General features: G+C 66.2%; 6 protein-coding genes and 1 pseudogene. 5 read left to right on the top strand and 2 right to left on the bottom strand.

Features of this window, described 5'->3' with window-relative positions; translation table 11 throughout:
• Positions 1-319: 319 nt before the first annotated feature.
• Together W7U_RS26620 and W7U_RS11135 are read left to right on the top strand one after the other, a co-directional pair.
• Complete coding sequence (locus W7U_RS26620) at positions 320-1,300, top strand: 1-aminocyclopropane-1-carboxylate synthase (RefSeq protein ID WP_231504789.1); 981 nt, start codon at positions 320-322, stop codon at positions 1,298-1,300.
• A 496-nt stretch (positions 1,301-1,796) separates the two neighbouring features.
• Positions 1,797-2,780: a fatty acid desaturase gene (locus W7U_RS11135; protein ID WP_225337438.1), complete on the top strand. Its 984-nt coding sequence runs from the start codon at positions 1,797-1,799 to the stop codon at positions 2,778-2,780.
• A 584-nt stretch (positions 2,781-3,364) separates the two neighbouring features.
• Here the strand turns inward: W7U_RS11135 and W7U_RS11130 are convergent.
• A complete protein-coding gene (locus W7U_RS11130) occupies positions 3,365-4,348 on the bottom strand; it encodes a S1 family peptidase (RefSeq protein ID WP_008257929.1) in 984 nt (327 codons plus the stop codon).
• A gap of 49 nt (positions 4,349-4,397) precedes the next feature.
• Entirely contained in the window at positions 4,398-5,165 is a 768-nt protein-coding gene (locus tag W7U_RS11125; protein ID WP_008257927.1) for a TVP38/TMEM64 family protein, read from the bottom strand.
• Positions 5,166-5,345: 180 nt separating this feature from the next.
• Here W7U_RS11125 and mutA point away from each other — a divergent pair, with 180 nt between their 5' ends.
• From mutA to meaB, 3 genes and pseudogenes are all read left to right on the top strand, one after another.
• Entirely contained in the window at positions 5,346-7,223 is a 1,878-nt protein-coding gene (gene mutA / locus W7U_RS11120; protein ID WP_008257925.1) for a methylmalonyl-CoA mutase small subunit, read from the top strand.
• Between the two features lie 6 nt (positions 7,224-7,229).
• Entirely contained in the window at positions 7,230-9,479 is a 2,250-nt protein-coding gene (scpA, locus tag W7U_RS11115; protein ID WP_008257923.1) for a methylmalonyl-CoA mutase, read from the top strand.
• 76 nt (positions 9,480-9,555) lie between these two features.
• Positions 9,556-10,538: pseudogene (gene meaB, locus W7U_RS11110) on the top strand (methylmalonyl Co-A mutase-associated GTPase MeaB).
• Positions 10,539-10,588 lie beyond the last annotated feature (50 nt).

Below are 10,588 nucleotides of genomic sequence, written 5' to 3'. Positions count from 1 at the left end.
TGTCGCGCACGTTCTTCCGCCGAGTGTCCGGCCAATTCTGCTCGTCACAAACTTCCAAGGTGACCAGTTGGTATGCGCCCCGGTTGCGACTGCCGGACACTTCGCAGGTGGCCTGCCGACGCCGATGCCGCCGTGATGTGTGAATCCGGTTGAGGGGCAAGAGAATTGGCGTCGAGTCCAAAAGCGCGGACCGGTTGCGCAGGAGATTTCTGACGCCCGAACACGAGCTGGTGATCCAACAGATCAGCTGATCGATCGGGCCGGACTCGGGCACCACATCATCCCAGGAGCCGTGACTCGCGCCTTATTTTCCGGATCGGTGTGGACGGTCGCGACCATTCCGGGACAAAACAGCGGCGGCGTGTATCGGCGATTTTGCCAACGCGCGGGGCGGACCACGGTTAAACTCCCCTTCGATTCGGGGGAATTACCGCCGGCGATACACCTGATCTCGCGCGCGATCAACGCGAGCGCAGGCGCCGGTGGGACGGTGGGTGTTGAGTTTTCGCCGTGGGAGGGGGCGTCAATGAACCGACGATCGGACTATGTCTTCACCGAACTCAGCCATCACACGGACGACTGCGTGCCGGTAATACAGCAATATCTTGATTTTCTTGTTCGAGGCGACGGTCGAAAAGCTCATTGTCCATTTACCGAGACGATGCTCGGAAAGCGTCAATTCTACTATGACACGAGTGATTTTCTCCTGGATGAGGCAGAATTTTACCGAACTATAGCGGAGTTGCGTGAGTTTCACGGTAGACAGCCTGACCGCTATTTAGTTGTCGGGGTCGCATATCGGAATGAGGAAAACTTCTTAGAAGCGACCGCCGCGGCGGGGGAAGTGTGGCGGCAGAAAATGAGACTCGAGCTGATAGCCGCTGGCCTGACGATTGCTTGGACTCATCCGAAAAATCCCATCGGCACCCATACGGATCGCGATAAACCTGTCGAACCTCTTTGGGTGAGCGATATTCCTCTGCTCATGCTCCGAAACCTCGACAAGGGCGACGAGCCGTTCATGTTGAGCGCCGATTCCAAGAGAGCGTTCGTACTGGGCATGAAGTATCACGAATCAATACCTATCGCACTACGGCCTGCCGCGATAAGTCCGCAGCTGGAACTGCACTATAGGCTGAATGCCCTGGCGAATCTTATGAATCATGTTCGGCTTTCCTCCGTCAGATCAGTATCAGCCGATTTGGCCGGAGGCCTTACGGGGCTGTTGAAAAGCGGCAAAACCTTCGCGCATGCGTGGAGTCCCGAGCCCGCGATATCGGACGTGATGCAAGATGCTTGAGTCTCCGATCACCCGGATTGCCGACCGACGGGAACGCCGCATCTCACTGAAGTGACCAGCTTTGGGGCAGGGAAAACTTGGTAACGTCGACTCGAGGGGGCGCCCGGCGACTACATCTGGAACCAACAACGAACGCTGCTTTCCGGCAGCAGCAACGTTGCCTTTCAACGACTACGTCACCGATGTTCATCCTGTGAACTTAATCCAGGCGAGCATTCTCCAACATCGCGATTCCCTGGCAAAACGGAGACGCGATTAGGGGTTTGCGCTGCAAGCACGCCGAGAATGTGCCCTACGTCTCACCGCGTGGATTTCGCACGCATGGGCGTACGCATAACGCGTCTTTACTGGGTTCACCGACATGGCGAAATCGGCACAGAGTTTATTACGCAAATAAGTATGGCAAGCAAGTCGAAACAAGGTGGTGTCACATGCTTTTCTATGCAGTGCATCGGCGGCGTATTCCTTACTGGGTGTCGTGGTGACAGGAGTCGAAATGCTTGCCGCCACCGAGCAAAGATCACGTGGCACCGGCGAGGCGGCCGCAACCCCGCGAGGTTTCCCACCTCCCAGGTTCGTGCGGCCGATCATTGCGGTGCCGACCGTGCTCGTCTGGCTTGGATCGCTCGTTGCGTGGTGTGCGGCGACGGCAGCGGTTCTCGGCGGAGTGAGTCGTTGGTGGCTGGTGGTCACCATCGTCGTTCAGGGTTTCGTGACGGTTTCCATGTTCATCGTGGCGCACGAATCGATTCACCACACCGTCGGCCGGCCAAACTGGATCAACCAGGTCTTCGGCCGCCTGTCGATGCCGTTCGTCTCGTTGTTCGGAACATTCCCAATGCTCGCGTATACGCATCTCGCGCACCACCGCAACACCAACGAAAATATCCAGGACGATCCGGACGCGTGGAGTATCACGGGCCCGCGTTGGCAACTGCCGTTGCGCTGGTTGACAATCGATGCCTGGTACTGCCGCTTTTACCTAGCGCGCCTGCGCCGGCGTCCGCGCAAGGAAGCCGTGGGCTTTGCCATATACCTCACCCTGGCCCTTGTCTTCGTAACCGCCATGCTGGTTCTCGGCTACGGGCGAGAGCTGGTGCTCATCTATTTCATCCCACAGCGGATCGGCGTGGGCGTCCTCGCGTGGTGGTTCGATTGGCTGCCTCATCACGGCCTGGTCACGGTAAGGAGCGACCGATTCCGGGTCGCCCGGGTTCGGGTTGGCTGGGAGCGTGTTTTGTGTCCGTTGTTGATGTATCAGAACTATCACCTCGTTCATCACATCCATACCGCGATCCCGTTTTACCTCTACGTGAAGGCATGGAGGGCTGCAGAATCCGACTATCTGGACCGAAACGTGCCGATCTGCACCGCGTGGGGGCAGGAAATGACGTCGTCGGAGTACCGCAGGTGGCGGGAGGTCAGTCGCCGCATCGTCGGGGCGGACGACGGTGATCGCATCTCGGAGATCGGCGGGTAGTGGTTCGGCTGAATTTCGTTATGCTCCAACCGATTTTGGGGTGGATGTAGGGGGGCGGCCACGGCGGCGATGATGCTCGGGCGTCACCCGCGACGTTCGCCGGCGGTCGTGCGACGAGTTTTATCGAACCGGGCCTTTATCAAACTACTTGGTCGTATGCGGAGGCATTGTGCGGCGGAAACGGTGATGGCCGCCTAGGACACCCGAGACGGCCATCACTCGACATGGCTAGTGCGCCACCGCGATCACCATCCCGGCGGGTGCGGCAACGGTGCTCCCGGCCCCTGTCCTGGTGGAGGCGGTCCCAGCGGTCCACCCGGCCCAGGCGGTGGTCCGCCGAACGGCCCACCGGGCGGCGGCGGTCCGGGCTGACCCGGAGGCGGCGGTGGGGGCGGGGGATCCGCACTCGCCACTCCGGCACCGATGCCGGCCGCGGCGGTCCCGAAGGCCCCCGCGAGCAACGAACCAGCGATGAGTTGCTTGAATTTCATTAGTCCATCGATCCTCTCTGTCGCGTTGCCGCGACGGTACGAAGCCAGCCTGAAGCTGACCTGAAGAAGAGAGGCCGCTGCCGGAATAACCCGTCAGCGTGGGGACGACGGCGCGGTGATCGCGGTCAGGTTCCACTTGTCCAGCCACGGCCGCACCAACTCGGCGACGGAGAATTGGGCGCGCGCCGCGCACCCGGCTTTGGGGGTGTAGGGGGCGCCGCCGCGGATGAGGATGCCGACGGCGCTGACGGTGCCGTCGCGTTCGTAGTGGTACACCGGCCCACCCGAATCGCCGCACTGGCCGCTCGCCAGGAACACGACCTTGCTGGCGGTGATCTCCACGATCTGCCCGCAGGCGTCCGCGCCCGAACCCATGCCGAACTTGCACAACTGTTGTCCGACTTGAAGATTGGTGGCGACGCCGGTGACCGGTAGCGACGCGGCGACCGCCGCGGACTGGGGAACGTTGTCAGCGTCGAGCGTGATCAGGCCGATGTCGTGCTGTTCGTCGTGGACCCCCTCGCTGATCGTCTCGGTGAACGTGCCCAGCGTGGTGTAGGGAAGGACCCCGCCCAGGTTCATCGTCACCTTGCTCCGCTGACCGGGCCGATTGCAATGACCGGCGGTGAGGATCCCGGCCCGGCCGCCCCCGGTATGCACCAAAAATCCCGCGGTGCAACCCATTCCACCGGATCCGTCGGCATACTCGACGTAAATGCCGGCACCCGGGCCGATGGCGCTGGCCGCGGGCAGATCGATCGGCGCCAGGGTCGGCGGCGGCGGTAGGGGAGGCTGCCGCGCCGGGGTCGCGGCCCTGGGGTACAGGCAGACGGCCGCCACCAGGGCGGCGGTGCTGCACACCGCCGCCAGGATGAGCAGTGTGGTGTGCAGTTTGGCGCGCTGCGGCACATCGGAGAAACGGCTCTTCGGCTTGCGCCGGCGCTGGTCCCGGCTGGGCAGAAAGCCCAACACGGCCAGCACCGCCAACACCAGGGCACTGAGCGGCAGCGCGACGGTACGAGCCGGCGAATAAGGCGACCCCCAGCTGGCGAACTCCAGCGCGTACACGCCTCCCATTAGATCGGTCTTTGCCGCCTCGCGCGGCGCTCTCGACAGAGTTGGTGGATCAGCCGACGGTGGCCGGCTCGGGGGAGGGTTCGTCATCGACGCGACGGTGTGCGCGGCGGTGGTGCCGACGGAAGTGGCGGACCTCGATGATCAAGCCCGCCAGGCCAAGCGCGCTGGTGATCGCCGACACCAGGTAAAGCAGCGAGCTCGGGTGACCGGCCAGCGCGTCGCCGAGGACGACGACGGCGGTGGTGCCGGGCAGCAGGCCGGCCAGCGTCGCCAGGCCGTACGGCAGCACCCGCACGCTCGACGCGCCGGCGGCGTAGTTCAGCGCCGAGAACGGCACCGCCGGAATCAATCGCAGCGACACGATCGCCAGCCAGCCCCGCCGCCGCAGCCGTTCTTCCACCGTGTCGATCGATCGGTGGCGCACCAGGCGGTTCAACCGCCACCCGAGCGCCCGCACCAACAGCAGGGCGATCATCGCGCTCGCCGTGCTGGCGACCACCGCGATGGCGACGCCCAGCAGCGGGCCGAAGAGCAACCCGGCCGCCAGCGTGAACGCGGTCCGCGGGATGGGCACCACCGTCACGACGATGTGGGCGACCAAGAACGCCAGCGGGAACCACGGTCCGAGGGACTGCGCCCAGTCGCGCATCTGCACCGGCGAGGGCAGCGGAAGCCACGACGCCAGCACCAGCAGCGCTGTGATGCCCACCACTGTCCAGACGATCCGCGACCGAGACACACTTCGCGCCGCCGCGCCGATGGCGCAGCCGAGATCGCGAAGCGTCGCGGTGATTTTGCTGGTGGCGGAACCCGTCACGGCATCCAAGGTTACGGGGCGCAGATGAATTGGGCGTTGCCCGCGGCTGGCGTTTCGTCCAGAACCCGGTCGGGTGGCGGCGCCTGGCGGTTTTTAGCGGAGAGCTCCCATCAATTAGCCTCAATAGCTAAGTGGTATCCCCAAAGCTGTAGCCCAAATGCTGGGAAAAGGGAGCAATCGGTGTCCATTGATGTACCCGAGCTCGCCGGCCTAGAACAGGTTCGCGGGCGTTGGCGCAGTGCGGTCGCCGGAGTGCTGGCCAAGAGCACCCGGAAGGACCCCGAGCAGTTGGGGGACGCGCCGGAGCGCCTGCTGGAGACCCCGACGTACGACGGGATCGCGATTCGCGCGCTCTACACCGCGCTCGACGAGCTTCCCGAACCGCCGCTGCCGGGCGAGTGGCCCTACGTGCGAGGCGGCGACGCGCTGCGCGACGTCAAGACCGGCTGGCGGGTCGCCGAGGCGTTCCCGGCCACCCCGGTGCCCGGTGTCGCGGCGGCCGACGTCAACTCCGCGGTGCTCGACGCGCTCGGCAACGGGGCCAGCGCCCTGGTGCTGCGGATCGGGGAGTCGGGCGTGGCGCCCGGCCAGCTGGCCGACGCGCTGCAGGGCGTCTACCTGAGCATGGCGCCGCTGATCCTCGAAGCCGGCGCCGACTACGCGGCGGCCAGCGACGTGGCGCTGGCGCTGGCCGAGGGGGTGGAACCCGACCAGCGCGCCACCGTGTCGATCGACCTCGGCGGCGACCCGCTGACCGCGGCGCTCAGTGAGCGTGCCGCCCCGAAGATCGAGGACGTGGTCGCCGTCGCCAAGCGGGCCGCCGAGCACACCGGCGTGCGGGCGATCACCGTCGACGGACCCGCGTTCCACAATCTGGGCGCCAACGCGACCTGGGAGCTGGCCGCCGGTGTCGCGGCCGCGGTGAGTTACCTGCGGGTGCTCACCGAGGCGGGGATGCCGATCGGCCAGGCGTTGCGCCAGATCAGCTTCCGGTTCGCCGCCGACGACGACCAGTTCATGACGATCGCCAAGTTCCGCGCCGCACGCAACCTGTGGGCGCGGGTCGCCGAGGTCGTCGGCGACCCGGACGCCGGTGCGGCCGTCATCCACGCCGAGACCTCGCTGCCGATGATGACGCAGCGCGACCCCTGGGTGAACATGCTGCGCTGCACCCTGGCCGCCTTCGGTGCCGGCGTCGGCGGCGCGGACTCGCTGCTGGTGTTCCCGTTCGACGTGGCGATCGACGGGGGATTCCCGGGCACCGCAACCAGTTTCGCGCGGCGAATCGCCCGCAACACCCAGCTGCTGCTGCTCGAGGAGTCGCACGTGGGTCGCGTGCTGGACCCGGCCGGCGGGTCGTGGTTCGTCGAGGACCTCACCGCCCGTCTGGCCGAACAGGCCTGGCAGCATTTCCAGGCGATCGAGGCGCACGGCGGATTCACCGAGGCCGTCGATTTCATCGCCGCCCAGATCGGCGAGATCGCGGCCCGCCGCAGCGACGACATCGCGCACCGCCGCACGGCGATCACGGGTGTCAACGAGTTCCCGAACCTCACCGAACCGCCGCTGCCGCAAAGCGACTCGTCGTATTCGCCGCTCGCCGCCGGGAAGCTGGTGCGTTACGCCGCGGAGTTCGAAGCGCTGCGCGACCGCTCCGACGCCTTCGTGGCCCGCACCGGCTCGCGCCCCCAGGCGTTGTTGCTGCCGCTGGGCCCGTTGGCCGAGAACAACATTCGGGCAACCTTCGCGTCGAACCTGTTGGCCTCCGGGGGCATCGAGGCGGTCAACCCCGGAACCGTCGACGCCGCCGGCGTCGCGGCGGCGGTGGCTGAGGCGGGGACGCCAACGGTGGCGGTCATCTGCGGCACCGACAAGCGCTACCAGGACGAGGCGTCCGGCGTCGTGCAGGCGGCGCGCGCCGCCGGCATCGACCGGGTTTATCTGGCCGGACCGGAAAAGGCCGTGGCCGACGCCGAGCACCAACCGGACCAATTCCTGACCGCGAAAATCAATGCGGTCGAAGCACTGTCGGATCTGCTCACGAGGCTGGGGGCGTAGCCAGTTATGACGACCACTGCACCTGCTGTCGGCAGCTTCGCCGATGTGCCGCTGCACAGCGAACGGACCATAAAACCGGCGACCGAAGCCGCCGTCGAAGAACACGTCGCCGCGGCCGCGGCCGCGCACTGGTACACGCCCGACCAACTGCAATGGCACACACCGGAAGACATCGACGTCAAACCGGTCTACATCGCCGCCGACCGCGCCGCGGTCGAGGCCGACGGCTATCCGCTGCACAGCTTCCCCGGCGAACCGCCGTTCGTACGCGGGCCGTACCCGACGATGTATGTCAACCAGCCGTGGACGATTCGGCAGTACGCCGGGTTCTCCACCGCCGCCGAATCCAACGCCTTCTACCGCCGCAACCTGGCGGCCGGACAGAAGGGCCTGTCGGTGGCGTTCGACCTGGCCACCCACCGCGGCTACGACTCGGATCACCCGCGCGTGCAGGGTGACGTCGGAATGGCCGGTGTGGCAATCGATTCCATCCTCGACATGCGGCAGCTGTTCGACGGCATCGACCTGTCGACGGTGTCGGTGTCGATGACCATGAACGGCGCGGTGCTGCCGATCCTGGCGCTGTACGTGGTGGCCGCCGAGGAGCAGGGTGTCCCGCCGGAGAAGCTGGCCGGCACCATCCAGAACGACATCCTCAAAGAGTTCATGGTGCGCAACACCTACATCTATCCGCCCAAGCCGTCGATGCGCATCATCTCCGACATCTTCGCCTACACCAGCGCCAAGATGCCGAAGTTCAACTCCATCTCGATATCCGGGTACCACATCCAGGAGGCCGGTGCCACAGCGGATTTGGAGCTGGCCTACACCCTGGCCGACGGGGTGGACTACATCAAGGCCGGCCTGGACGCCGAGCTGGACATCGACAAGTTCGCGCCGCGGTTGTCCTTCTTCTGGGGCATCGGGATGAACTTCTTCATGGAGGTCGCCAAGCTGCGGGCGGGCCGGCTGTTGTGGAGCGAGCTGGTCTCCCAGTTCGACCCAAAGAGCGCCAAATCGCTGTCGCTGCGCACACATTCGCAGACCTCGGGCTGGTCGCTGACCGCGCAGGACGCCTTCAACAACGTCGCGCGTACCTGCATCGAGGCGATGGCCGCCACCCAGGGGCACACGCAGTCGCTGCACACCAACGCGCTGGACGAGGCGCTGGCGTTGCCCACCGACTTCTCGGCCCGCATCGCCCGCAACACCCAGCTGGTGCTGCAGCAGGAGTCGGGCACCACGCGGCCCATCGACCCGTGGGCGGGCTCGTATTACGTGGAATGGCTGACCCATCAGCTCGCGCAGATGGCCCGCGCCCACATCGCCGAGGTCGCCGAGCACGGCGGCATGGCCCAGGCCATCAGCGACGGGATCCCCAAGCTGCGCATCGAGGAGGCGGCCGCGCGCACGCAGGCCCGCATCGACTCCGGGATCCAGCCGGTGATCGGGATCAACAAGTACCAGGTCGAGGAGGACCAGGAGGTCGAGGTCCTCAAGGTCGAGAACAGCCGGGTGCGCGCCGAGCAGCTGGCCAAGCTCAAGGAGCTGCGGGAAAGCCGCGACCAGCAGGCCGTCGACGCCGCGCTCGCCGAGTTGTCACGCGCCGCGGCCGCGCACGGTCGTGCGGGTGAGGACGGGCTGGGCAACAACCTGCTGGCGCTGGCCATCGACGCGGCCCGCGCCAAGGCCACCGTCGGCGAGATCTCCGACGCGCTGGAGAAGGTCTATGGCCGTCACCAGGCGGAGATCCGTACCATCGCCGGCGTCTACCGCGACGAAGCTGGAAAGGCCGGAAACATGGCCAGCGCAACCGAACTCGTCGAGAAGTTCGCCGAGGCCGACGGCCGCCGCCCCAGGATCCTGGTGGCCAAGATGGGGCAGGACGGCCACGACCGGGGCCAGAAGGTGATCGCGACGGCGTTCGCCGACATCGGCTTCGACGTGGACGTCGGATCGCTGTTCTCCACGCCCGAGGAGGTGGCCCGCCAGGCCGCCGACAACGACGTGCACGTGGTGGGGGTGTCCTCGCTGGCCGCCGGTCACCTGACGCTGGTGCCGGCGCTGCGCGACGCGCTCAAAGAGGTGGGGCGTCCCGACATCATGGTGGTGGTGGGCGGCGTCATCCCGCCCGGCGATTTCGACGAGCTGTACGAGGCCGGGGCCGCCGCCATCTTCCCGCCCGGCACGGTGATCGCCGACGCCGCAATCGGCTTGCTGCACAAGCTCGCCGAGCGGCTGGGTTACGACCTCTAATGATGCGCGCGAGACGGCAACTACCGACAGGGTTACTCGGGAAATGCGTCGCCAGTTGCGGTCTCGCGGTGTGGAAATGAACCCAGAGCAGCTGGCCAAGGCGGTCCGCAGCGGTGACCGCGCGGCATTGCCGCGCGCCATCACCCTGCTGGAGTCCACCCGCAAGGACCACCAGGAGAAGGCGCAGCGGCTGCTGTTGGAGCTGACGCCGGACTCGGGCAAGGCGCACCGGGTGGGGATCACCGGGATTCCCGGCGTGGGCAAGTCCACCACCATCGAGGCCCTCGGCATGCACCTGATCGAACTGGGCCATCGCGTCGCGGTGTTGGCCGTCGACCCGTCGTCGACGCGCACCGGCGGCTCGATCCTCGGTGACAAAACACGGATGGCGCGCCTGGCGATGCACCCGGATGCATACATTCGGCCGTCGCCCACGTCGGGCACCCTCGGCGGGGTGGCCAAGGCCACCCGCGAAACATCGGTGCTGCTGGAGGCCGCCGGGTTCGACGTGGTCCTGATCGAGACCGTCGGCGTCGGGCAGTCCGAGGTGGCCGTGGCCAACATGGTCGACACCTTCGTGTTGCTGACCCTGGCACGCGGGGGCGACCAGCTGCAAGGCATCAAAAAGGGCGTGCTGGAGCTGGCCGACATCGTGGTGGTGAACAAGGCCGACGGGAATCACCTGCCCGAGGCGCGGTCGGCGGCCCGCGAGCTGTCCGGGGCGATCAGGCTGATATATCCGCGCGAAACCCTTTGGCGCCCGCCCGTTCTCACGATGAGCGCTGCGGAGGGGACCGGCCTCGACGAACTGTGGGAGACCGTCGAACGCCATCGTCAGGTGCTCAGCGAGGCGGGGGAGTTCGAGGCGCGCCGCCGCGGCCAGCTGGTCGACTGGACCTGGCAGATGGTGCGCGACACGGTGCTGGACCGGCTGGCCTCCAACCCGGCGGTGCGCAAGATCCGGGCCGACGTCGAGCGGAAGGTCAAGGCGGGGGAGCTAACTCCGGCCCTGGCCGCCCAGCAAATATTGACGGCCGCGTCTGGCTAACGGATAGGTAAATAATCGGGGGGTTTCGCTCCTGCCCGGTGTGTAATCCAAGTAAATTCAA

Origin of the sequence: Mycobacterium sp. H4Y (assembly GCF_000364405.1) — a bacterium.
GTDB classification, from domain to species: domain Bacteria; phylum Actinomycetota; class Actinomycetes; order Mycobacteriales; family Mycobacteriaceae; genus Mycobacterium; species Mycobacterium intracellulare.
Note: the sequence above shows the minus strand (reverse complement) of the source record. Positions and strands in the feature narration are given on the sequence as shown.